General features: G+C 30.2%; 1 protein-coding gene. It reads right to left on the bottom strand.

The features are described 5' to 3' along the window. A partial coding sequence (locus AVBRAN12642_RS09805; protein WP_336608326.1) for a hypothetical protein occupies positions 1-368 on the bottom strand: 368 nt, incomplete at both ends.

Consider the following 368-nt stretch of genomic DNA (forward strand, 5'->3'; position numbering starts at 1 on the left):
ATTAACCACTTCATCTTTAGCTGTATTTAAATCTAAACTAAATGAGTATTCTTTCATTTCTCCTGTTTTTAAGCTTGATAAATATACTTTATATGTTCCAACTTCCCAACCACTACCATCTACTCTGTTTGTTAAATCAGGAGTATATTTGAATGTTCCATCTGGTGCAGCTTGGAATTCTTTCATAATTGCTTCATCTTTACCTGTAGCATTATTTGGTTTTACAAATAATAATACTAAAGTATCATTAGCAACTGATTTACCTATAAATGTTGGAGTAGTATCAAATGTTCTACCACCATTTGGAATTTCAGTTAAGTTGTTGAAATATCCATCTTCATCGCCTTGGAATACTTTAAATTCTAAAG

Origin of the sequence: Campylobacter sp. RM12642 (assembly GCF_020137635.1) — a bacterium.
Taxonomy (GTDB): Bacteria; Campylobacterota; Campylobacteria; order Campylobacterales; family Campylobacteraceae; genus Campylobacter_E.